The sequence below is a fragment of the Micrococcaceae bacterium Sec5.8 genome (genome assembly GCA_039636775.1).
Taxonomy (GTDB): Bacteria; Actinomycetota; Actinomycetes; order Actinomycetales; family Micrococcaceae; genus Arthrobacter.
This window is the reverse complement of the sequence record CP143429.1, coordinates 2,382,594-2,404,289: the sequence shown is the minus strand read 5'-3', so window position 1 is coordinate 2,404,289 and position 21,696 is coordinate 2,382,594. Positions and strand designations below refer to the sequence as shown.

Here is a 21,696-nt window from a genome sequence, read left to right as displayed (position 1 = left end):
TGTCGGTGCGCCTGCCGTTTCCGGTGCTTGCGGAAAGCGTGCCGGGGCCGGCGTTTGAAAAAATCTGGGGTGCTGCAAGGGGAGGGTGCTGGCGCGGTCCGGGGGTGCGGTTGCTCCCCCGGACCGGCCGGGCCCTACTTAGGCCTGTGCGTTCGCGATGAAGCTGACGGCGTCGCCGACGGTCTTGAGGTTCTTGACCTCTTCGTCCGGGATGCGCACACCGAACTTCTCTTCAGCGTTGACCACAATCGTCATCATCGAGATGGAATCGATGTCCAGGTCCTCGGTGAAGGACTTGTCCAGCTCGACGGCCTCGGGGGCCAGGCCGGTCTCTTCGTTGACGATTTCAGCCAAGCCGACCAAGATCTCTTCGTTGCTAGCCATGTTGGCTCCTTTTCTTGTTATTGCCCGGACGGACGGCGTACCGGCAGCCTGGGCGGAAATGACTCAAACCGAGGATTCGGTCTGCTCTGGGATATGAAGCTGAGGAAAGACTTACGGAAGCACGATCACTTGGGCGCCAAAGACGAGTCCGGCGCCAAAGCCGATTTGCAGTGCCAGGCCGCCGCTGAGCTGGGGGTTCTCTTTCAGCAGGCGGTGGGTGGCCAGGGGAATGGAGGCGGCGGAGGTGTTGCCGGCGTCGGCGATATCCCGTGCGATCAGGACGTTCTCCGGCAGCTTCAGCTTTTTAGCCATCTCATCGATGATCCGCATGTTGGCCTGGTGCGGAATGAACGCCGCGAGGTCGTCGGCGGTGATGCCGGCGGCGTCCAGGGCCTGCTGGGCCACTTTGGCCATCTCCCAGACTGCCCAGCGGAAGACCGTCTGGCCGTCCTGGCGCAGCGTCGGCCACACGGCCGCGTCGGTGACGGCCGCCTCCTCGGCACTGAGCGAACCGCCCGGCGTGCCTGCCAAGGCCTGTTGGCGCAGGTCCAGCATGGAATTGGTCATTCCGATCGCGTTCCATTTGCTGCCGTCCGAGCCCCACACCGAGGGGCCGATGCCCGGGGTGTCGGAAGGGCCGATCACCACGGCGCCTGCGCCGTCACCGAGGAGGAAGGAGATGGTGCGCTCGGTGTTGTCGATGACGTCCGAAAGCTTCTCCGCGCCGACCACGAGGACGTAGTCCGCCGCCCCGGAGCGGACCAGGGAATCGGCCTGGGCGATGCCGTAGCAGTACCCGGCGCATGCGGCGGAGATGTCAAAGGCCGGTGCGGGCGTCGCGCCCAGGCGGTCTGCGAGGCTGGCTGCGGCCGACGGCGTCGCGTAGGGATGCGTCACCGTGGAGACGATGACGGCGCCGAGCTGGGACGCCTCGATGCCGGCCTTCTCCAGGGCTTCGCGGGCGGCGCCTTCCGCCATGTCGATCACGCTGACGTCAGCGGAGGCGCGGTGCCGGGTGATGATGCCGGTGCGCTGGCGGATCCACTCGTCGGAGGAATCGATCCACTGGCAGACGTCATCGTTGGTGACGATGACGTCGGGCCGGTAGGCGCCGACTCCCATGACGCGGGAGTTCTCGTGCAGGGGGGCCTGCTTCAACGTGGGCACGCTCATGCCTGTCCTTCCAGTTCTGCGAATAGGGCCAGGGCGGCGGGGAGGTCGTCCGGGGTCTTGACAGTCACGGTCTTCACGCCCGGCATACCGCGCTTGGCGAGCCCGGCGAGAGTGCCGGCCGGTGCGAGTTCAATCACGCCGGTCACGCCGCGCTGCACGAGCGTTTCCATGCAGCGGTCCCAGCGGACCGGGCGGGACACCTGGGCAATCAGGCTGTCGACGGCGGCACCACCATCGGTGACTTCCGCGCCGTCGAAGTTGGACAGGAGGGGTACCTGCGGGTCGCGCGGGTGAAGCCTGGGCCGGAGGGCCTGCAGCGCCGCGACCGCGGGGGACATGTGCGAGGTATGGAAGGCGCCGGCAACCTTCAAAGGGATAACCCGGGCCTTGGCCGGCGGGTTCTCCGCGAGGGCCTTGAGCTGCTCCAGGGTCCCTGCGGCGACCGTCTGGCCCGCTCCGTTAACGTTGGCCGGTGTCAGGCCGAAGCCCTCGATGGCGGCCAGGACCTCCTCCGGGTTCCCGCCAACGACGGCGCTCATGCCGGTCGGCGTCGCTGCGGCGGCAGCGGCCATGCCGTTCGCCCGTTCCCGGACGAAGGTCATGGCTTCGGACTCGGTGAGCACGCCGGCCAGCGCGGAGGCCGTGATCTCACCGACGGAGTGACCGGCGAGGATGACCGGCAGGGTGCCCAATTCGACGTCGAACAGCGACTGTGCGGCCACCAGTCCGGCGGCGACGATCAGGGGCTGCGCGACGGCCGTGTCCTTGATGGTTTCTTCATCCGAGGTGGTGCCGTGGGCCGCAAGATCGATCCCTGCGATGTCGCTTAGGGCCGCCAGGTGGCCTGCAACGGGCGGCAGTTCCAGCCAAGGGGCCAGGAAACCGGGGGTCTGGGAGCCCTGTCCAGGGCAAACGATTGCAAGCACGTAACCAGCTTTCCAAACTACGGGGTGTTTCTTGGTGTATTCATGCACCAAGCTCATCGGGTCACTTTGTAGGAAGTCTACAACTGCTCAGGGGTTGTGGCGGGTCGGCTGGCGCTCCGTGGCCGGCCTGGGCTGGGCTGCGAGGCGGCCGACAACAAGGGCTGTCTGCAGCACAAAGGCCTCCCGGGGCAGCAGCGGATCCCAGCCCGTGACGTCGCAGACCCGCTTGAGCCGGTAGCGCACAGTGTTGGCGTGGACGAAGAGTTCGCGGGCAGTAGCTTCCAACGAGTGGCCCAGTTCGAGGTAGGTCCCGAGGGTTTCCACCAGGCCGTTGGACGCTGCGAGGAGGGGGCGGTAGATGTTTTTAACGAGGGAGCGGCGGGCGGCGTCGTCACCGGAGATCACCCGCTCCGGCAGGAGATCATCGGCGGCAACCGGGCGGGGCGCGGAGGGCCAGGCGCGGGCAGCGGTCAGGCCCGCAAACGCGGACTGGGCCGAACCGCTGGCCTCCAGCAGCGAGCTGGCCTCAGCGCCGTAAACCACCGGACCGGGGGCGAAGAGTTCGGCGAGCTTCAGGAACGCGGTCTCCCGGTCGTGCACCCCGCCGAGGATGAGGATGAGCCGGTCACCCTGGATGCCTACGAGGGCGTCCTCGGCGAAGCGCCCGGCAGTGCGGCGCAATTCGCTGACGTAGCTGGCGTTGGGTTCGGACGGGGTATTGCCCACCATGACGGTGAAGCGCTCCTGTGCTTTCCAGCCCAGGGCGGCGATCCGGGAGCGGAGGGCATCGGTATTTTCGCCACGAAGGATAGCGTCCACAATGAGCGCTTCCAGCCGGGTGTCCCACGAACCGCGGGTCTCGGCGGCGCGGGCGTAGACGTCCGCGGCGGCAAACGCCACCTCCCGGGAGTACCTCAGGACCGCTTCCCGCAGCGCGCCCTGGTCCGCTTCGGGTGCGATCACAGGGACCTGGTCCTCAACCACTTCCACCACGATCCGGATCAACTGAAGGGCCTTTTGCAGGCTGATTGAACGCGTGAGTTCAGTGGGAGCGGTGCCGAAGACGTCCGAAAGGATCCACGACGGCGAGCTGGGCCGCTCAAACCAGGTGACAAACGCGGCGATGCCGTTCTGGGCCACCATGCCCAGAGCAGAGCGCTCGTCGGAGTTCAGCCGGCTGTACCACGGCAGGGATTTCTCGAGCTGGCGCAGCGTGGTGGTGGAGAGCTGGCCAACGCTCGCCCGGAGTTTCTTGAGCGTTTCGACCTTCTCCGGAGACATCGCCCTGGAGGCGGGCTTGCGTTTTGGGGCAGTGGCGATCGGCTCGGACATGCATCGAGCATACGGTGGCTGCCGCGCAAGCTCCATTTGTGTAAAGGCTACAACCGGCTTTGTGCTGGATCACAGTGCCGGACCGCCGGCGGGAGTCCTGCCGGCCGGCGGGATGAGGAAGGAAACGACGACGGCGGCCCCCGCCTTCCGGTGGGGACCGCCGTCGTACTCTGGACTGGCTTAGCGGGCGTCCGTTAGGAGTCGCCACCCGCGTTGCCGGTGGTGCCTGCGTTGACGTTGTGCAGGCGGTACTTCTCGATCGCCTGGGCGGGAGCCTGGGCATCGACCTCGCCGCGGCGGGCCAGCATCTGCAGGGAACGGACAACCACGGAGTGGATGTCGTTCTTGAAGAAGCGGCGGGCTGCTGCGCGGGTGTCGGAGAAGCCGAAACCGTCGGCTCCGAGGGACGCGAACTCGTTCGGGATGAACTGCCGGATCTGGTCCGGCACGGCCTTCATGTAATCGGTGACGGCCACGATCGGGCCGGTGGCGCCGGCAAGCTGTTCGGTGACGAACGGAACGCGTGCCGGTTTGCCGGGGTTGAGGAAAGCGTCTTCCTCGGCGGCCATGGCGTCGCGGCGCAGTTCGGACCAGGACGTCACGGACCAGACGTCGGCGGAGACGCCCCAGTCCGCGGCGAGGACCTTCTGGGCTTCGAGGGCCCACGGGACGGACACGCCGGAGGCAAGGATCTGCGTGCGCGGGCCGTCGATCTTGGCCGGCGCCAGCAGGTAGATGCCCTTAACGATGCCTTCGACGTCGAGTTCTGCCGGCGCTGGCGGCTGGGAGATCGGCTCGTTGTAAACGGTGATGTAGTACATCACGTTCCGTGACGGGTCGTTATCGGCCAGACCCGGACCGTACATGCGGTTGAGGCCGTCGCGCATGATCACGCCGATCTCATACCCATAGGCCGGATCATAGGTGACAACGGCCGGGTTGGTTGAGGCGAGAAGCGGGGAGTGGCCGTCGGCGTGCTGCAGGCCTTCACCGGTGAGGGTGGTGCGGCCGGCCGTGGCGCCGATGATGAACCCGCGGGTCATCTGGTCCGCGGCTGCCCAGAAGGAATCCCCTGTCCGCTGGAAACCGAACATCGAGTAGAAGACGTAGATCGGGATCAGCGGCTCGCCGTGGGTGGCGTAGGACGTGCCCGCAGCGGTGAACGCGGCGACCGAACCGGCCTCGTTGATGCCGGCGTGCACGATCTGCCCGGAGATGGACTCCTTGTACGCCAGGACCAGCTCACGGTCCACGGACAGATAGTTCTGGCCGTTCGGGTTGTAGATCTTGGCGGTCGGGAAGAACGCGTCCATGCCGAAGGTGCGGGCCTCGTCCGGGATGATCGGAACGATCCGCTTGCCGAACTCCTTGTCCCGCATGAGGTCCTTGAGCAGGCGGACGAAGGCCATGGTGGTGGCCGCCAGCTGCTTGCCGGAGCCGCGGTTGGCGACCTCGTAGACCTTGTCCTCCGGGAGGGTGACCTCGCTGTGCTTGGAGCGCCGTTCGGGGACGAATCCGCCCAGGGCGCGGCGGCGTTCCATGAGGTACTGGATCTCGGGGGAATCCATGCCGGGGTGGTAATACGGGGGCCGGTAGAGGTCAGCTTCAAGCTGGTCGTCGGTGATGGGGATGCGCAGGTGGTCGCGGAAGGCCTTCAGGTCCGCGAGGGTGAGCTTCTTCATCTGGTGCGTGGCGTTGCGGCCCTCGAAGTGGGTGCCCAGGCCGTAGCCCTTGACCGTGTGGGCCAGGATGACGGTGGGCTTGCCCTTGAATTCGGTCGCGGCCTTGTACGCGGCGTAGACCTTGTTGTAGTCGTGGCCGCCGCGCTTGAGGTTCCAGATCTGGTCGTCGGTGAGATCCTGGACCATTTCCTTGGTCTGCGGGGTCTGGCCGAAGAAGTGCTCGCGGACGAACGCGCCGGACTCGGCCTTGTAGGTCTGGTAATCGCCGTCAACGGTTTCGTTCATGATCTTCACGAGCGAGCCGTCCTCGTCCTTGGACAGGAGGTCATCCCACTCCCGGCCCCAGACGACCTTGATGACGTTCCAGCCCGCGCCGCGGAAGAACGCCTCCAGTTCCTGCATGATCTTGCCGTTGCCGCGGACGGGTCCGTCGAGGCGCTGGAGGTTGCAGTTGATCACGAAGTTCAGGTTGTCGAGCTTGTCGTTCGCGGCGAGCTGGAGCAGGCCGCGGGACTCGGGTTCGTCCATTTCGCCGTCGCCCAGGAACGCCCAGACCTGCTGGTCGGAGGTGTCCTTGATGCCGCGGTTGTGCAGGTACCGGTTGGACTGCGCCTGGTAAATGGCGTTCATCGGGCCGATGCCCATGGAGACTGTGGGGAATTCCCAGAACTCCGGCATCAGCCGAGGGTGCGGGTACGAGGACAGCGCGTGGCCTTCCTTGGACTTCTCCTGCCGGAACCCGTCCATGTCCTCTTCGGAGAGGCGGCCTTCCATGAAGGCGCGGGCGTACATGCCGGGGGAGGCGTGGCCCTGGAAGAACACCTGGTCCCCGCCGCCGGGGTGGTCCTTGCCGCGGAAGAAGTGGTTGAACCCGACCTCATAGAGGGTCGCGGCTCCGGCGTAGGTGGAGATGTGTCCGCCGACGCCGATATCGGCCCGCTGCGCACGGTGCACCATGACCGCGGCGTTCCAGCGCAGCCACGCACGGTACTTACGTTCGATTTCCTCGTCGCCGGGGAACTCTGCTTCCTGGTCCACCGGGATGGTGTTGACGTAGTCGGTGGTGGTGACCATCGGAACACCCACGCTTTGCGCGCCGGCCCGCTGAAGCAGGCTGCGCATTATGTACTGGGCACGCTCGGTGCCCTGTTCCTGAATCAACGTATCCAGGGACTCCAGCCATTCGGCGGTCTCTTCCGGATCACGATCAGGCAGCTGGTTTGTCAACCCGCTGAGGATATGGGAGGTCTCTTCTCCTGCAGCCACGTCCAACCTCTCTTTGAGCGCATCCCCCGGCGCCCTCAGCTGCGGCAGGGTAACTGCCCGGCGTGAACGCGACGTGTGCGACGTATCGGTTACATCCGCCCGGTCATGTGCGCCGGGCAAGGTCCAATCACAACTATGCCCGCCTTCGTCAGCGGGTCGTCCGCCCTCTCGGGCGTAGTCGTCATCAGCCACTCTAGCTCCGACCGCTCGGGGATGCGTAGCTGTCCCATGGGGACGCGGTGATAAATGACCGGCATACTGGTGGTGTGAGGATGCGCCGCACGGCGGCGCCCTGACGGCCGTGTGTGACGCAGAATATGGCGGATCGCGGTGCCAACAGCTTGAAGCGCAAGCGCAAAGGGTGTTGGCTTGGAGTAATGGAAATCACTAGAGCTGTTGAAGACACCAAGCATAGGAGCAACACGTGAGCGAGGCCGACGCCGCCACTTCGGTAAATGTGGCGGAAAAACTGGGTTTCAAAACCGGGGACCTGATTCAGGAATTCGGTTATGACGATGACGTCGACTTTGATTTGCGCGACGACATCGAAGATCTCACCGGCTCCGAACTCTTCGACGAGGACGACCACGAAGTGGTTGACGCCGTGATTCTTTGGTGGCGCTCCGACGATGGTGATCTCGTGGACACCCTGGTAGGTTCGCGGACCACCCTCACCGAGGGCGGCGTTGTGTGGGTTCTGACGCCGAAGTCAGGCCGGGTGGGATACGTCTCACCTGCTGACATCCAGGATGCTGCGCCTACTGCCGGTCTGCACTACACCACTTCCGCCGGCGTCTCCAAGGACTGGAGCGCCACCCGTTTGGTCACGCGGAAAAACAAGTGACCCAACCCGGAGGGGTTGGCACCCTGGGGGACGCATCAGCTGCGGCCTCCGGCGTGCCCGCTGTCGGCGAGGCAGCTCCGGACTTTGAACTGCTGAATCAATTCGGCGAGCCGGTACGGTTATCGGAGCTCCGGGGCCGCAACGTCGTCGTCGTGTTCTTTCCCTTCGCCTTCTCCGGCATCTGCACGGGTGAACTCTGCGAACTCCGGGACAACCTGGCGCTCTTCGCGGACGCCGACGCCGCCGTGCTGGGCGTGTCGGTGGACAGCAAGTTCGCCCAACGGGCGTACGCCGGGCAGGAAGGCTTCTCCTTCGATTTGCTCGCGGATTTCTGGCCGCACGGTGCCGTCGCCCAAAAATACGGCGTGTTCGAAGCCGGAAGCGGCATGGCAAAGCGTGGAACCTTCATCATCGACTCGAGCGGCATTGTGCGCTACGTGGTGGTGAATCCCCGCGGCCAGGCCCGGGACTTCGGGGCTTACCGCGCCGCCCTGTCGGGACTTGTCGGGAGCTGACCCAGTGCGAACGCGGCGGCCCGGGATTGGCATGACTGGATTTGCCAGCCTGCCTCCGGTGCCTGTGAGCGAACCGGCCGTCGACGAACTCGAGGTCTTGCAGGACATCCACGGCATCCTTGCGGGGGAGCGTTTCGCCCTCTTGACCGGGGCCGGGCTCAGCACGGACTCCGGTATTCCGGACTACCGCGGGCCGGGCGCCGCTCCCCGGGCACCCATGACGTATCAGGAATTCATCGCTGAGGCGGACAACCGGCGCCGGTACTGGGCCCGCAACCACATCGGCTGGTCCCATCTGCGCCGGGCCGACCCCAACGACGGCCACGCCGCCGTCGCCCGCCTCGAACAGCGCGGGCTTATCACCGGGCTCATCACCCAGAACGTCGACCGGCTCCACGAGGATGCCGGAAGTGTCAATGTGGTGGACCTGCACGGCCGCTTTGACCAGGTTGTCTGCCTCTCCTGCCACCGCAGATACAGTCGTGCGCTGCTGGCGGGAGTCCTGACGGAGCTCAACCCTGACTTTCTGGACCGGGCACTGGCCGCCGGTTCGGTCGAAATGGCGCCCGATGCCGACGCCACGGTGGAGGATGCTGCCCTGATCGAAAGTTTCGTGGTGGCGCGCTGCCCTGCCTGCGGCGGCACGCTCAAGCCGGACTTCGTCTACTTTGGCGAAAACGTCCCCAAGGACCGCGTCGAACGCTCCTACGCCATGGTGGATGAGGCGGCCGCCCTCGTGGTCGCCGGTTCCTCGCTCACGGTCATGAGCGGACTGCGCTTTGCCCGGCACGCGGCCAAGCACGGAAAGCCGGTTGTCATCATCAACCGGGGACAGACCCGCGGGGATGATCTCGCCACCATCAAACTCGACGCCGGCGTCAGTGCGGCGCTCACCTGGCTGGCTGCCGAACTCCCACCACTCTGAACCGGCTCCAACCCGCCGGTGCCCCGCAGGGAAAGCTGATCGGCGGGCGCTGTTCCGATTGGCGCCGGGCAGGGTTCATCCGGTAATGTAACTGTTCGTTGGTTGAAGCGTGCAAACGCGGAATCAACGGTTTGGGTCTTTAGCTCAGCTGGTAGAGCGCCACGTTTACACCGTGGATGTCATCGGTTCGATCCCGGTAGGACCCACCCAGCAAAACCCCGTCAGTAGCGAGCCATCCGGCCGCCTGGCGGGGTTTTTTGCCGTGTTCCTCCGGGTTGGCCGCGGCGTTCTCGGGAGCGGCTGGCCGAAGCGACCGTAGAAGGCTACCTGTGGATTGCCACGTCATCTTCCTTCGACATTTCGATCCTCGCAAACTCCGGGTCGTCTTCGTAGGACTTCACCCGGGCAACATGGAAGATAATGAGCCCATAGACTGCCTTCGCCGCAATGTCAGCGACCGAGTAGCCAACCTGTTTGAACACCCATGCATCCGAGCCCGCAATGTTCAGCAATGGGAGCAGATACGCGATCGGGTAGACAAGCCAGCTCGCAAGGAGGAGGAAGCGCAGCCGGCTGAGGGTGCCCCGCACCGCTGCGGGCTGATTGCCCAGGGACTTGGTGAGTTGCACGAACAGGACGTACAGGATGTAGACGAACGGGATGGTCGAGAGCAGGCCGAAGAGTCCGCGAATGCCGTTGTCGCCGCTGATTTCCCCCGGGTAGCCGAGAATGATCATGAGCGCGGCAGCCGGGATGAGTTGCCGGATGAGTCGTTTTTGAGCTGATCGCGCGAGCGCGAGCACGGCAATGAGTTCAAACAGCAGCAGCGGCACCGTCAGCAGCCAGTCGACGTAACGATATCCCTCGTTGAACGACTGGCCAACGGCCTGTGTATAGTCTCCCTCGCCGCCCACTGCCTCAGTCGCGAACGACGCCCGGAAGGAGTCAAAGATCCTAAAGTAGTGGTAGGCAGCGATGCCGCAGACGATGATGGCCACCGTTATCGCTTGCCGGTAACGCGGCAGGATCCGCGGCAACGCGATCAGCAGAAATAGTGCCGTGAACAACTGCGACGCGATGACCAGAGACAGGAAGTTGTAGACGGTATCGTATTGGCCCTTGGTTAGAGAGTCAGTAATCACGGATCCTCCATCGTTGTGTGGTGTCCGAGCGCGGTTTTCGAAAACCCGGCCGTACTATGAATTATAGTTGTCTTAGTCAGTAAGTTACTAGGTCACTTATGTAACTTTGTCCACCAAGAAACCAGGCAGAACAACCGAGGCATAGAGGCCTCGATCAGGAGGGGTGATGGGACGGGAAACACCGCGCACGACGCACGCCCTCGCGGGCTTTCCCTATGCAGCCGTCAGATTCGTCCGAGCACTGGAACGCAACCGCGAGAAAATCGCCACCGACTACGGCCTGTCGCCCAGTGAACTGCGGGCTCTGTTCTGGATTGCCGAGCAGGCCAGCGTGACACCGAAGCAACTTGCGGAACACATGGAACTGACGACCGGCGCCATTACGGCGATCTCAACCCGGCTGGTAAATCTGGGGTGGCTTGAACGGCTTGCTCATCCCAACGACCGCCGGAGCTTGTGCCTGGAGCTGACCGATAGCGGACACTCGGTGGTGGCGGACATTCACACCCAGTTCAATACCATGATCGCTTTATCCACCACGGGCCTCTCCAAGAAGGAACTGGCAGCGTTCGAAGCGGCCCTCCTGACCGTCGCAGACGAGGTATCGCGGCGCACAGGGATGTAGAGCCCTCACCGACTGTGGGCGCTGCCACCACCCGTGGGAGATTGCAACCATCCCTTGGCCCACGACCGTTCCAACACAGGGGTCAGCCATCTGGACTGAGTGATCGGCGTTCGGTGCCGGCCTTTTATGTCACACCCCGGTGGCAGCATTGAGTTTATGGAGACCACCGAGGATTTCCTTCCCTTCCGGGAAACTGTCGAGACCGCCGGCCAGCAGACCGGGCTGGACCTGGACCATGTTCTGACGCTCCTTCAGTCGATGAGTTCGACGGCGGCGGGAGACGCCGCGTTGCTGGGGTTCGCCGGGGCTGCCGACTTGGCACGCCTCGTTGAGGACATCTCCCGGGTGGTGGAATACTTTCAGGTCATCGCGGCAGGCGCTGTGGACCGCGCCCGAAAGGAAACAGCTGCGGGGGGTTCGGCGGTGACCTCGTGGGCCACTGGCTGGTCTGCAGAAGAAGCCGCCCGCGGCCCGGCGGCGCAACCGGCGGACGATGGCTACCGCAATTCCACCGAGTTCCTGCGGGCCAGCTTGAGAGTCAGCGCCGCGGAAGTCCGACGCCGATTGTGCCTGGGCGCGAGCATCCTGCCGCAGGCCGGCATCACCGGGCAGCCGGTGCCGCCCCGTCATGGGGAACTGGGCGCGGCAGTGGCGGCCGGCTCCATCGCCTCGCATTCGGCAAGTCTCGTCACCAGCGCATTGGATCGGGTCAGGCACCGGTGCACCGCTGAAGCCGTCCAGCGCATGGAACACGCCCTGACCCGGACGGCGATCGAGCATGACTCCGACTTTCTCATTCGGGTAGCCCGTCGGTGGGCTGACGCCCTGGATCAGGACGGCGCGGAGCCTGCCGAGGAAGTGTTGCGGCAGGTTCAGGGAGCCTTCGTGCGCCGGCCGCGTTTTGGGCTGCAGCATGTCGAAATCTTCGCCACCGCAGAGCAGTTCGAGCAGTTGCTGACGGTCATGAACACCGCCACGAATCCGCGCACCCAGTCCGGCCCGCTCGGCGGAACCGGCCAGGAAGCGGCAGAGTACGGCCTGGACCGCCGATCCCGGCCGCAAAAGCATCTCGACGGCCTCGTGGGCGCCTGTTCAGTGGCCCTGGCGTCCGGAACTCTGCCTTCCGCAGGTGGGCTCCGGCCGCAGGTGATGGTCACCATCGCCTACCGGGACCTGCTCGACGAACTGGAAGGCCGCACTGCCAGTACCGGGGGAAGCTTCCTGTTCACCGGGCCGGTCACCGCATCGACCGTTCGGAAGATCGCCTGCGACGCCGACATCATCCCGGTGGTGCTGGGGGGAAAAAGCAGGATATTGGACGTCGGCAGGGCCTCGAGGGTCTTTCCGCCCCACGTTCGCAAAGCCATCACCGCACGGGACCTGGGCTGCGCCTTTCCGGGTTGCACCATTCCGGCGTCATGGTGCGAAGCCCACCACATTACCTATTGGTCGCGGGGCGGGACATCAGGCACAGAAAATGGCACCCTTCTCTGTTCACATCACCACCACCTGGTGCACAAGGAAAAATGGACCATCCAGGTCAGCGCCGGCATCCCATGGTTCATTCCGCCGCCCCACGTGGATCCCCGCCGTGAACCACGGCGTAACCACTATTTCCGGCATTCCGCTTACTCGGTGGTCGGCTGATCCCGGCCCGTCAGACTGCTTGTATCCCGGCCAGGAGATGCGCACGGATAATTGTCGCAGCCCCGCCCTATCGTGACATGCATGGAACACGTGATGGTGAAATCGGGCCCGGACGGCCGGCCCAAGGCAGTGCTGCGAGGCGGCCGCGAATGGATTGTTGGCGCTGAGCCGGTCCGCTGGTTCGAGCGGGTGAGTTGGTGGGAGGCGGAGCGGCGGATGCCCAAAGGACTGAGCCGGGTCGATGTCGAGGTGTGGCAGGTCCAGGTGCGCCTTGGCCGGAACGCAGGCTCCGCGCTTACCACCATGGAAATAATCCGGGATGGCCTGGGCGGCGGCTGGCGGCTCCGGGAGGCCATTGCGGACGTGGCATAGACGCGGGGTCGGGGCCGCTGGCTGACTGCGCTGCAGCGGGCCAATCCTGTAAAGGCGGGCATAGGCGCCGGGCAATGGAAAAGCCTTCCACCGCGACTATTGGGGGATGCCGCGGTGGAAGGCTTGTAATGAATATACCGTGAACAGTAGAAAATAAAAAACACCTGGGTGCCCAGGTCGCCCGGTGAAAATGCCCATTCGATGGCCTAAATGATGACAGCATGTGGGACGAGACGCAGCCGAGCGGGCCGCTGGGACGGGCCCTCCCGGCGTCGGCCCGCTTAATACCCGCAGCGCCTAGTAAAAGTGGACGGGATCCACCAGGTGGGGGAGGTCGCCGCCGTCGAGGAAGATCCGCAGATTGGTGCAGAAGCGGTCCGTAATGAGCCCGTTTTCTGCAGCGCTGAGAGCAGAGCTGTGTGGGGAGACCAGCACGTTGGGGTGGCTCCACAGCGGGCTGTCCGCCGGAAGCGGTTCCACCGCGAACACGTCCAGGCACGCGTACGAGACCTGGCCGGAGTCGAGTGCTTCCAGCAGGGCGTCTTCATCCACCACGCTGCCGCGGCCCACGTTGATGAACACGGTGCCCGGCTTCATGGCACTGAAAATCTTCCGGTCGAACAGCCTCCCGGTGCTGGCAGTACCCGGCAGCGTGTTGACGACGGCGTCGGCGGCCGGCAGCAGCCCGGCAAGGCCCTCGTTGTCAGTTACCTCCGCGATTCCGTCGAGCGCCTCCACGGTGCGTTTGGTGCCGCTCACGCTCATGCCCAGAGCACGCGCGATCCGGGCCGTCTCCAGCCCGATCTCACCGAGGCCGGTGATGACAAGATGTGAGCCACTGACCAGCCGGGTGGGGGTGCGCACCTCCGGCCAGAATTTATCAGCCTGGTCCCGGGCGAGGTCCGCGGTGCGTTTGAAGCCGTTGAGGATACCCAGCGCGGAGAATTCCGCCAAGGGCAGCGCGTGCACGCCCGCCGAGGTGGTGATTCTCAGTTTCCTGAGGGACTCCTTGTCCAGCCCCGAAGCCTTGACCGCGCCGCCGGCACCGGCCGCCATGGCCTGGATCCATTGCAGATGAGGGTTGCTGGCAGCAATCCGGGCCAGGCCCTCCGGGCTGTCGTTGGGGAAGCCATACAGCACCTGCGCCCGGTTCAACAGCTGCCAGTACCGTTCCTCCTGCTCCGGGGTGCGCCGGAAGGCAGGATCCCCAAGATGGTCGGCCGGGTATCGCTCGGGCGGGAGCAGTTCGGGCTCATACAGCACGGTCACGGACGCGTCGACGGCACGGATCCGTTCCACATGTTCTGCTTCCAGGGGAACGGCGATGGCAACGACGGTCTCAACTTCGGTCATGGGACCATCCTATTGACTTAGAACCCCGGCCAATGTGGCGTCCCCGCCGGCGTGGAACCCCACGTCCTGCACTTTGTGGCTACGGCCGCTTCAGGGGTACGAACATCCGGGGCTGGTTCTTCCACCCGGGTTCCATCTCCGAAATGGTCTCGCGCATGATCCGGTCAGAAGCCTCACGGGCTGCCGCCGGGTTCCCGGCGGCAATGGCTTCGGCAACGTCCACATGCCACTGCAGCGCCGTGTCGCGGGGGTGGTCCGGCATCAAGCCGTGCACCGTGCGTCCGGTCAAGGTCTCCGCCACCTGGCCCACCATGTTCGCAAACATCTCGTTTCCGGAGCCCGTCAACAGCAGGGAATGGAAGTGAATATCGAGCTCCAGGAACCGGGGCACGTCCCCCGCGCGGCCGGCGTCGCGCATGGCGTGCGAAACTTCCACGAGTTCCCGGCGGAGCTCCGCCGGGGCGTTGGCAGCGGCAAGCTCGGCGGCCACGGGTTCGACGGCGGTGCGCAGCTCTGCGAGGGAGCGCAGCTGCGCTCCGCGGCCCTCGCCGGCGAGGCGCCACCGAATAACTTGCGGGTCGAAGGGGTTCCAGCGGTTGGCCGGCAGCACCCGGATCCCCACGCGTTTGGTGGTTTCGACAAGGCCCAGCGACTGAAGGACGCGGACCGCCTCTCGGACCACCGACCGGGACACCTTGAGTTCACCCTCGAGGTGCTCGGCCAGCATGATGTGGCCGGCCGGAAGCTCACCCCCGACAATCCGGGTGCCGAGGTGCTCAATCGCGCGGTGGTGGAGGCTGGTTGACATAGTCGTAAGCATAGTGTCACGGAGGCTATTGCAGCCGGAGTTCCTGCTGGACCGGCGGAGAAGGCGCGGGAAATCATAGACTGTGTGTGACGTGCCATTATTCCGCCACGTGGGCGGCGCTTTCCCGCAGCCGCCGGAAATACATATGGTTTATGGACGGCCACTGATCTTTCCACGAAGGTTCCGCCCGCGTGCGGGACAGCCTGCACTTGTTGCACAGAAATGAATTGGAGTTTTAATGTCAGCACACATCGGTGTCACCGGCCTTGCGGTGATGGGGGCCAACCTCGCCCGCAACCTGGCCCGGAACGGGTTCACCGTTGCCCTCCACAACCGGTCCGTCGAGAAGACCGACGCACTGCTGGCCAAGCACGGCCAGGACGGCGACTTCATCCGTACCGAGACCCTGCAGGAGCTCGTCGACTCGCTGGAGAAGCCCCGCCGCGTCCTCATCATGGTCAAGGCCGGGAAACCGGTGGACTCCGTGATCGAACAGCTCGAGCCGCTCCTTGAGCCGGGCGACATCATCATTGACGCCGGCAACTCCCACTATGAGGACACCCGCCGCCGCGAGGCAGCCCTTGCCCAGAAGGACCTGCACTTCGTCGGGATCGGCGTCTCCGGCGGCGAGGAGGGTGCCCTCAACGGCCCCTCGATCATGCCTGGTGGCTCGAAGGAGTCCTACACGGCCCTTGGCCCGCTGCTGGAAAAGATCTCCGCCCACGTCGACGGCAAACCGTGCTGCGCCTGGATCGGCACCGACGGCGCAGGCCACTTCGTCAAAATGGTCCACAACGGCATCGAATACGCCGACATGCAGGTCATCGGTGAGGCGTTCGACCTGCTGCGCTCCGGCGCTGGCCTCGAACCCGCCGAGCAGTCCAAGATCTTCGCCGAATGGAACAAGGGCGAGCTCGCCTCCTTCCTGATCGAAATCTCCGCCGAGGTCCTGGGCCACGTGGACGCCAAGACCGGCAAGCCGTTCGTCGATGTCGTCGTGGACGCGGCCGGCCAGAAGGGCACCGGCCGCTGGACGGTCATCTCCGCGCTTGAACTGGGGTCCCCGACGTCGGGGATCGCCGAATCGGTCTTCGCCCGGGCGCTGTCCTCCCAGACAGAACAGCGCAAGCTGGCCCAGGAGCTGCTCGCCGGCGGCGAGGCCGACGTCGAGGTCCCGGACAGTTTCGTCGAGGACGTCCGGCAGGCGCTCTACGCGTCCAAGCTGGTTTCCTACGCCCAGGGACTGGACATGCTCACCTCCGCGGCCAAGGAATACGGCTGGGACTTGAAGCTGGACGAGATTGCTTCCCTGTGGCGCGGGGGCTGCATCATCCGTGCCGAACTGCTCAAGGAAATCACCAAGGCCTACGCAGCCGAGGAAAAACCGGCCAACCTGCTGTTCGCACCGGCGTTCACCCAGGCGATTGCTGAGGTCCTTCCGGCTTGGCGCAGGGTGGTCTCCACCGCCGTGCAGCTCGGTATCCCGGTGCCGGTGTTCTCGTCCTCGCTGGCTTACTACGACGGCCTGCGCCGCAAGCGCCTCCCGGCCGCGGTGATCCAGGGCCAGCGTGACCTCTTTGGCGCGCACACCTACGGCCGCGTCGATGCCGAGGGCACCTTCCACACCCTTTGGGGCGAGGACAAGACTGAAATCGAAGCAGTAGACACCCACTAGCTTCCCGTCTGCCGCCTGCGGCCGGTGCTCCCATTACGCTGGGAGCACCGGCCGTTCGTGTTTCCCGGAGGCCCCTCCGGCAGGCACGCAATGTCCGTCACCGTCGACATCCCGCCAGCGTCCCAGGAGTGCAGCAGATGACCCAGCCCGTAGCCCTAGTTACCGGTGCCTCCACCGGAATCGGATATGAAGCCGCCTGGAAGCTGGCGGCCCGCGGGTTTATCGTCTATGCCGGGGCGCGCCGGGTGGAGAAGATGGAACCGCTCAAGGCCCACGGCGTGAACATTGTGGCGCTCGACGTGACCGACGAGGATTCGATGAGTGCCGCCGTCGGGCAGGTGATTGCCGCCCACGGGCGGGTTGATGTCCTGGTGAACAATGCCGGTTACGGCTCCTACGGCTCGCTTGAGGAGGTGGAGCTCGCCGAGGGGCGGCGGCAGTTCGACGTCAACGTGTTCGGGCTGGCGCGGATGACCCAGCTGGTGCTCCCGGGGATGCGCGCCGCCGGGCGGGGAAGGATCATCAATGTGTCCTCGATCGGCGGAAAGATGTATGAGCCGCTGGGAGGCTGGTACCACGCCACCAAGTTCGCCGTTGAGGGGCTGAGTGATTCGTTGCGGATTGAGCTGAAGCCGCACGGCATTGGCGTGTCCATCATCGAGCCCTCGGGAACCGAATCGGAGTGGGGAACCATCTCCGGGGACAGCCTCCTGGCTACCTCCGGCCGGGGCCCCTATATGGACCAGGCCAAAGTGGTGGCGGCGGCGCTGGCTTCCACGGTCGGGTCCAGCATGTCCACACCGCCGGCGGTGATCGCCGATGCGATCGTCCACGCTGCGACGTCGCCGAAGCCGAAAACCCGCTATCCGGTCGGCAAGGGCGCGCGGGCCATCCTGCTGCTGCGCCGCCTCCTGCCGGACCGGGCATTCGACGTCGTGATCTGGAACATTTACAAGCGTTTCCCCGCATAGTCCCGCCGGATTACCGGCGGGACTATGCGGGGTCAGATCCGGTATTCGATCTCGTACTCGGCGGGATCGACGGCGGGCTTGGTCTCCCGCTGCGCGTCCCGGTGCCGCCACGTGGCCGGAACTCCCGTGAGAATGGATTCCGGCGGGGCGTCCTTAACCACCACGGCGTTGGCGCCCACGGCACTGTCCCGCCCGATGGTGATGGGGCCCAGGATCTTGGCTCCGGCGCCGATCACCACCCGGTCTTCGAGCGTGGGGTGGCGCTTGATTTTAGCGAGGGAACGGCCGCCAAGAGTTACGCCGTGATAAATCATGACGTCCTCACCGATCTCGGCGGTTTCGCCGATGACCACACCCATGCCGTGGTCAATGAAGAAGCGCCGTCCGATCGTGGCGCCGGGGTGAATCTCGATCCCGGTGCCGAACCTGGCCAGCTGTGATATCAACCGTGCCGGGAAACGCAGCGTCGGGTTTTGCCACAACCGGTGCGTCAGGCGGTGCGCCCAGATCGCGTGCAGGCCGGAGTAGGCAAAGAAGTTCTCAAAAGAACCCCGGGCCGCCGGGTCGTGGGACCGGGCGGCGTCGAGGTCTTCCTTCAGTCTTGCGAAAAAGCTCACAAAGACCTTTCTGCAGGTTTGTGGATATTTGGCCGGACTCAGCCGCGAATGTCGTCGTACAGCACGGTGGAAATGTACCGCTCACCGAAGTCGCAGACGATAGCGACAATCAGCTTACCGGCGTTCTCCGGGCGCTTGGCGAGCTCGAGGGCGGCCCAGACGATCGCCCCGGAAGAAATCCCGCCAAGGATGCCTTCCTTCGCGCCGAGTTCGCGGGCCACGCGGACCGAGTCCTCCAGTGTGGCGTCGATGACCTCGTCGTAGACGTTGGTGTCCAGGATTTCCGGCACGAAGTTGGCGCCGAGGCCCTGGATTTTGTGCGGGCCCGGGGCGCCGCCGTTCAGGATGGCCGAATCCTTGGGCTCGACGGCGATGATCTGAACGTCGGGCTTGCGTTCCTTGAGGACCTGTCCGACGCCGGTGACGGTTCCGCCGGTGCCGACGCCGGCAACGAAAATGTCAACCTTGCCGTCGGTGTCGGACCAGACTTCCTCAGCGGTGGTCTGGCGGTGGATTTCCGGGTTTGCCTCGTTGGCGAACTGCTGCGCCCAGATGGAGTTGTCCGTGGTGGCGACAATCTCTTGTGCCTTCTCCACGGCGCCGCGCATGCCTTCAGAACCCGGGGTGAGCACAATCTCCGCGCCGTACGCGCGAAGCATGACGCGGCGTTCGGTGGACATGGTTTCCGGCATGGTCAGGATGACCTTATAGCCGCGGGCGGCCCCGACCATGGCCAGCGCAATGCCGGTGTTCCCGGACGTGCCTTCCACGATGGTGCCGCCGGGCTTCAGCGCCCCGGACTTTTCCGCGGCGTCGACAATCGCAACACCGATGCGGTCCTTGACGCTGTTGGCCGGGTTGTAGAACTCCAGCTTGACCGCCACTGTGGCGTCCAGGCCTTCGGTCAGCCGGTTGAGCCGGACCAGCGGAGTGCCGCCGACCAGCTGGGTAACATCGTCATAGATCCGTGCCATGGGTATGTGTGCCTGTCTGTGAAGAGGGAATTCTAAGGTCAGCTTAACGAGGGCCCTTCGGGCCTAACTAAGCATTAAGCCACGCAGAGTAATATTTCCTGGCCTTTGCCAGCTTCGGGTTGATGATCACCTGGCAGTAGCCCTGCTCGGGGAACTTGCCGTAATAATCCTGGTGGATTTCCTCCGCCCGGTGGAACACCGGCAGCCTGCTGACCTCCGTGACGATCGGGTGCGCCCACAGATCCTGGTTCCGCTCGATGGCCTCTTCGAAGAGGATCTTCTCCTCGGTGGTTTCGTAGAACATCGAGGAGCGGTACTGGGTTCCGACGTCGTATCCCTGGCGGTTCAGCGTGGTGGGGTCGTGGAGGGCGAAGAACATGTCCAGGATGACCTCGGCCGGAACGGTCTCCTCGTCGAACGTCACCGCCACCACCTCAGCATGGCCGGTGGTTCCGGAGCAGACGGCGTAGTAGTCGGGGTCGCGGTCATGGCCGCCGGTATAACCCGAAACGACGGCGCTGACGCCCTTGGTTTTCTGGTAGACGGCGTCGAGGCACCAGAAGCAGCCTCCGCCGAGGACAAAAGTTCTCATGTTCTCTTCAATGGTCGAAGGGCCCCGATGATTCCCGGCGTCGGCAAACCGGGCCCGTCGATAGGGTAAAACTGGGGGTATGGAACCTGTAGACACCGACATTGCAGCCGGTCCCTTCGACGGAAGCACCGCTGCCGGCCACGGATCCGGGGCTGTTGCCGGTGTGCCCACACTGGCCATGGTCCTGCTGGCCGTCGGGGAGCTGTGGCCGGAATCACTGGCCGAAGACTGGGACGAGGTGGGCCTCGTCGCGGGGCACCCCGGCGCCGCGGTGGACAAGATCCTCCTTGCGGTCGATCCCACGCTGGAGGTGATCGAGGAGGCGATCGAGTTCGGCGCGGGGCTGCTCATCACCCACCATCCGTTGCTGCTCAAAGGTGTCACCTCTGTCGCGGCGACCAGCGCCAAGGGCCGGGCGGTGCACCGCCTTATCGAGTCAGGGACCGCCCTGTTAACAGTTCACACAAATGGTGATTCCGCCGTCGGCGGCGTCTCGGATGTCCTGGCCGATGCGTTGGGCCTGCAGAACGTGGCCCCGCTTTCCCCGGCCGCGAACGGTCTGCCGGAAGAAGGAATCGGGCGCGTTGGGGACCTCGGGGAAGCGGTGACATTGGGTGACTTCGCCGCCCGCGTGTTCGGTATCCTGCCGGCGGTGGCCGGGGGAGTGCGGGTGTCCGGCGACCGGAACGGGCTGGTCCGCCGTGTGGCGGTCTGCGGCGGGGCGGGCGACTCCCTGTTCGGCGAGGTACGGTCCAGCCACGCCGACGTCTACCTAACAGCCGATCTGCGGCACCATCCGGCCTCGGAAGCCCGTGAGGCGGCCGTCAACGACCGGCCCTACCTGATTGACGTCTCGCACTTCGCCAGCGAGTGGCTGTGGCTGCCCGCCGCCGCCACGGCACTGGCCAACGTGCTGGGCGACCACGGCCACAGTGTCCAGATCCGGGTCAGCACCACCAACAGCGACCCGTGGGACTTCATTCTGACTCCGGGCTAAGCCTTGCATGCGGGGGCCCCGGGTGAGCGTAGCGAGGCCGGGGAGCACGCTAGGCGCTAGAGTCTAGGGAGCGCCGACACGGTGCCCGGCTGCGGCCGGCAGGGATTTAGCGGAGGTAAATAGTGGCCAAGGCAGCACCGGCGGAACAGATGAAGTTGCTCGAATTGCAGGGGCTGGATGCCAAGCTCAAATCCCTGTCCAACCGCCGCCGAAGCCTTGAAAGCGACTCCCGGATCACCGATCTTGAAGCAGCCCTCAGCGTGGCCAACGGTGAACTGGGCGCCGCGAAGGTGGCAGTCCACGACGCCGAACTGGAGTTGAAGCGGGCCGAAGCGGACGTGGAGCAGGTCGCTTCCCGGATCGGGCGCGACGAGGCGAAGCTCAACAGCGGCACGGGTCTTTCCAAGGACCTGATGGCTCTGCAGCGGGACCTGGTGTCCTTGAACAAGCGCCGCTCCGACCTGGAGGACATTGAGCTTGAAGTCCTGGAACGGCTGGACTCACTCCGCCTGCGCCAGGCCAGCCAGCAGCAGATCGTGGACGACATCCAGGGCTCCTTCGGCTCGATCCGTGCTGAACTCGACGAGAAGCTCGCGGAAATCGCTGCCGAGGCCACCGTGGTCCGCGGCAAGCGTGCGGAATTCGCCGGCGGGGTGGATCCCGGACTGCTGGCGGTCTACGAGAAAACCCTGGCCCGGCGCGGCGTCGGCGCGGCGCGCCTTTTCTACGGAACCTCCGAGGGCTCCGGCATGCAGCTCAGCCCCGGTGACCTCGCCGAAATCAAGGCCGCGGCTGAGGATGACGTTGTCTTCTGCCCGGATTCCGGCTGCATTCTGGTCCGTTCCTCCGAGTGGGCCTAAGCCACCCCCGCCCGCC

The 21,696-nt window shown here is 65.0% G+C and carries 21 protein-coding genes and 1 tRNA gene; 11 read left to right on the top strand and 11 right to left on the bottom strand.

The window, feature by feature from the left end; genetic code table 11:
- Positions 1-138: 138 nt before the first annotated feature.
- The 5 genes from VUN84_11070 to aceE all read right to left on the bottom strand — a co-directional run bounded on the left by VUN84_11070 (position 139) and on the right by aceE (position 6,763).
- A complete protein-coding gene (locus VUN84_11070) occupies positions 139-384 on the bottom strand; it encodes an acyl carrier protein (protein ID XAS62862.1) in 246 nt (81 codons plus the stop codon).
- Between the two features lie 111 nt (positions 385-495).
- Positions 496-1,557 (bottom strand): beta-ketoacyl-ACP synthase III, encoded by a 1,062-nt coding sequence (locus tag VUN84_11065; GenBank protein ID XAS62861.1) that lies wholly within the window; start codon positions 1,555-1,557, stop codon positions 496-498.
- On the bottom strand, positions 1,554-2,483 hold the full coding sequence (locus VUN84_11060; GenBank protein XAS62860.1) for an ACP S-malonyltransferase: 930 nt from the start codon (positions 2,481-2,483) through the stop codon (positions 1,554-1,556). The genes VUN84_11065 and VUN84_11060 overlap by 4 nt, the downstream gene beginning before the upstream one ends.
- A gap of 87 nt (positions 2,484-2,570) precedes the next feature.
- Entirely contained in the window at positions 2,571-3,815 is a 1,245-nt protein-coding gene (locus VUN84_11055; protein ID XAS62859.1) for a helix-turn-helix domain-containing protein, read from the bottom strand.
- A 194-nt stretch (positions 3,816-4,009) separates the two neighbouring features.
- On the bottom strand, positions 4,010-6,763 hold the full coding sequence (gene aceE, locus VUN84_11050) for a pyruvate dehydrogenase (acetyl-transferring), homodimeric type (protein ID XAS62858.1): 2,754 nt from the start codon (positions 6,761-6,763) through the stop codon (positions 4,010-4,012).
- A 424-nt stretch (positions 6,764-7,187) separates the two neighbouring features.
- Between aceE and VUN84_11045 the strand changes: the two genes are divergently transcribed.
- The 4 genes from VUN84_11045 to VUN84_11030 all read left to right on the top strand — a co-directional run bounded on the left by VUN84_11045 (position 7,188) and on the right by VUN84_11030 (position 9,253).
- A complete protein-coding gene (locus VUN84_11045) occupies positions 7,188-7,607 on the top strand; it encodes a DUF3052 domain-containing protein (GenBank protein XAS62857.1) in 420 nt (139 codons plus the stop codon).
- Positions 7,608-7,630: 23 nt separating this feature from the next.
- Positions 7,631-8,122: a peroxiredoxin gene (locus tag VUN84_11040; protein ID XAS65833.1), complete on the top strand. Its 492-nt coding sequence runs from the start codon at positions 7,631-7,633 to the stop codon at positions 8,120-8,122.
- 4 nt (positions 8,123-8,126) lie between these two features.
- Positions 8,127-9,047 carry an NAD-dependent protein deacetylase gene (locus tag VUN84_11035; GenBank protein XAS62856.1) on the top strand — a complete coding sequence of 307 codons (921 nt, stop codon included), beginning with the start codon at positions 8,127-8,129 and terminating at the stop codon, positions 9,045-9,047.
- A gap of 133 nt (positions 9,048-9,180) precedes the next feature.
- Positions 9,181-9,253: transfer RNA gene (locus VUN84_11030), tRNA-Val, on the top strand.
- 117 nt (positions 9,254-9,370) lie between these two features.
- Here VUN84_11030 and VUN84_11025 read toward each other — a convergent pair.
- Positions 9,371-10,189, bottom strand: coding sequence for a bacteriorhodopsin-like (locus VUN84_11025; protein ID XAS62855.1), 819 nt, complete (start codon positions 10,187-10,189; stop codon positions 9,371-9,373).
- 166 nt (positions 10,190-10,355) lie between these two features.
- Between VUN84_11025 and VUN84_11020 the strand changes: the two genes are divergently transcribed.
- The 3 genes from VUN84_11020 to VUN84_11010 all read left to right on the top strand — a co-directional run bounded on the left by VUN84_11020 (position 10,356) and on the right by VUN84_11010 (position 12,833).
- Positions 10,356-10,814 carry a MarR family transcriptional regulator gene (locus VUN84_11020; protein ID XAS62854.1) on the top strand — a complete coding sequence of 153 codons (459 nt, stop codon included), beginning with the start codon at positions 10,356-10,358 and terminating at the stop codon, positions 10,812-10,814.
- Positions 10,815-10,970: 156 nt separating this feature from the next.
- Complete coding sequence (locus tag VUN84_11015) at positions 10,971-12,461, top strand: DUF222 domain-containing protein (GenBank protein XAS62853.1); 1,491 nt, start codon at positions 10,971-10,973, stop codon at positions 12,459-12,461.
- An 81-nt stretch (positions 12,462-12,542) separates the two neighbouring features.
- Positions 12,543-12,833 carry a hypothetical protein gene (locus VUN84_11010; GenBank protein ID XAS62852.1) on the top strand — a complete coding sequence of 97 codons (291 nt, stop codon included), beginning with the start codon at positions 12,543-12,545 and terminating at the stop codon, positions 12,831-12,833.
- A gap of 297 nt (positions 12,834-13,130) precedes the next feature.
- Here the strand turns inward: VUN84_11010 and VUN84_11005 are convergent, their stop codons facing one another.
- Positions 13,131-14,186 (bottom strand): D-2-hydroxyacid dehydrogenase, encoded by a 1,056-nt coding sequence (locus tag VUN84_11005; GenBank protein XAS62851.1) that lies wholly within the window; start codon positions 14,184-14,186, stop codon positions 13,131-13,133.
- Between the two features lie 79 nt (positions 14,187-14,265).
- On the bottom strand, positions 14,266-14,994 hold the full coding sequence (locus tag VUN84_11000) for an FCD domain-containing protein (GenBank protein ID XAS62850.1): 729 nt from the start codon (positions 14,992-14,994) through the stop codon (positions 14,266-14,268).
- A 238-nt stretch (positions 14,995-15,232) separates the two neighbouring features.
- On the opposite strand from VUN84_11000, the gene gndA reads away from it, so the two are divergent.
- Together gndA and VUN84_10990 are read left to right on the top strand one after the other, a co-directional pair.
- Positions 15,233-16,669 (top strand): NADP-dependent phosphogluconate dehydrogenase, encoded by a 1,437-nt coding sequence (gene gndA / locus VUN84_10995; protein XAS62849.1) that lies wholly within the window; start codon positions 15,233-15,235, stop codon positions 16,667-16,669.
- 137 nt (positions 16,670-16,806) lie between these two features.
- Positions 16,807-17,640 (top strand): oxidoreductase, encoded by an 834-nt coding sequence (locus VUN84_10990; protein XAS62848.1) that lies wholly within the window; start codon positions 16,807-16,809, stop codon positions 17,638-17,640.
- Positions 17,641-17,672: 32 nt separating this feature from the next.
- On the opposite strand, the gene epsC is transcribed toward VUN84_10990, so the two are convergent.
- From epsC to msrA, 3 genes are all read right to left on the bottom strand, one after another.
- Positions 17,673-18,257, bottom strand: a complete 585-nt coding sequence (gene epsC / locus VUN84_10985; protein XAS62847.1) for a serine O-acetyltransferase EpsC — start codon at positions 18,255-18,257, stop codon at positions 17,673-17,675.
- Between the two features lie 38 nt (positions 18,258-18,295).
- Positions 18,296-19,231, bottom strand: a complete 936-nt coding sequence (gene cysK, locus VUN84_10980) for a cysteine synthase A (GenBank protein XAS62846.1) — start codon at positions 19,229-19,231, stop codon at positions 18,296-18,298.
- A gap of 67 nt (positions 19,232-19,298) precedes the next feature.
- Positions 19,299-19,823, bottom strand: coding sequence for a peptide-methionine (S)-S-oxide reductase MsrA (gene msrA, locus VUN84_10975; protein ID XAS62845.1), 525 nt, complete (start codon positions 19,821-19,823; stop codon positions 19,299-19,301).
- 178 nt (positions 19,824-20,001) lie between these two features.
- On the opposite strand from msrA, the gene VUN84_10970 reads away from it, so the two are divergent.
- Positions 20,002-20,820: a Nif3-like dinuclear metal center hexameric protein gene (locus tag VUN84_10970; GenBank protein XAS65832.1), complete on the top strand. Its 819-nt coding sequence runs from the start codon at positions 20,002-20,004 to the stop codon at positions 20,818-20,820.
- A 122-nt stretch (positions 20,821-20,942) separates the two neighbouring features.
- Positions 20,943-21,680: a C4-type zinc ribbon domain-containing protein gene (locus VUN84_10965; protein ID XAS62844.1), complete on the top strand. Its 738-nt coding sequence runs from the start codon at positions 20,943-20,945 to the stop codon at positions 21,678-21,680.
- The last annotated feature ends 16 nt before the right edge of the window (positions 21,681-21,696 follow it).

Coding starts and splice junctions, on each gene's coding strand:
- VUN84_11070 (XAS62862.1), bottom strand. CDS start 384: ATGGCTAGCAACGAAGAGATCTTGGTCGGCTTGGCTGAAATCGTCAAC.
- VUN84_11065 (XAS62861.1), bottom strand. CDS start 1,557: ATGAGCGTGCCCACGTTGAAGCAGGCCCCCCTGCACGAGAACTCCCGC.
- VUN84_11055 (XAS62859.1), bottom strand. CDS start 3,815: ATGTCCGAGCCGATCGCCACTGCCCCAAAACGCAAGCCCGCCTCCAGG.
- VUN84_11020 (XAS62854.1), top strand. CDS start 10,356: ATGGGACGGGAAACACCGCGCACGACGCACGCCCTCGCGGGCTTTCCC.
- VUN84_11015 (XAS62853.1), top strand. CDS start 10,971: ATGGAGACCACCGAGGATTTCCTTCCCTTCCGGGAAACTGTCGAGACC.
- VUN84_11010 (XAS62852.1), top strand. CDS start 12,543: ATGGAACACGTGATGGTGAAATCGGGCCCGGACGGCCGGCCCAAGGCA.
- VUN84_11005 (XAS62851.1), bottom strand. CDS start 14,186: ATGACCGAAGTTGAGACCGTCGTTGCCATCGCCGTTCCCCTGGAAGCA.
- VUN84_11000 (XAS62850.1), bottom strand. CDS start 14,994: ATGTCAACCAGCCTCCACCACCGCGCGATTGAGCACCTCGGCACCCGG.
- gndA (XAS62849.1), top strand. CDS start 15,233: ATGTCAGCACACATCGGTGTCACCGGCCTTGCGGTGATGGGGGCCAAC.
- VUN84_10990 (XAS62848.1), top strand. CDS start 16,807: ATGACCCAGCCCGTAGCCCTAGTTACCGGTGCCTCCACCGGAATCGGA.
- cysK (XAS62846.1), bottom strand. CDS start 19,231: ATGGCACGGATCTATGACGATGTTACCCAGCTGGTCGGCGGCACTCCG.
- msrA (XAS62845.1), bottom strand. CDS start 19,823: ATGAGAACTTTTGTCCTCGGCGGAGGCTGCTTCTGGTGCCTCGACGCC.
- VUN84_10970 (XAS65832.1), top strand. CDS start 20,002: ATGGTCCTGCTGGCCGTCGGGGAGCTGTGGCCGGAATCACTGGCCGAA.